The 232-nt window shown below is 62.9% G+C and carries 1 pseudogene; it reads right to left on the bottom strand.

The annotated features are described in order from the left end of the window. Positions 1-232, bottom strand: a pseudogene (locus A3714_RS17915) (LPS-assembly protein LptD); the annotation flags it as partial.

The following is a 232-nucleotide window of genomic DNA, read 5'->3' on the forward strand; positions in this document are numbered from 1 at the left end:
CCGTAGCTGATGTCGCCTTCGCCCCAGGGCGTCAGATAGCGGAATTCGGAGTCCACCCCTTCGCCACGGCCATCAATAAAGCGGGGCCCGATGGTGGCATCCAGCTGTGGGTGGATGTTCACGTAGATCGGTTGGGTAATATCCAGGCCGCCGCTGCTGTCGCCGATGGCGATGGTGGGGAACAGCAGGCCGGTCTTGCGCCGGTCATCAATGGGGAAGGTCAGCCAGGGCA

The organism is Alcanivorax sp. HI0007 (assembly GCF_001635525.1).
Classification (GTDB): domain Bacteria; phylum Pseudomonadota; class Gammaproteobacteria; order Pseudomonadales; family Alcanivoracaceae; genus Alcanivorax.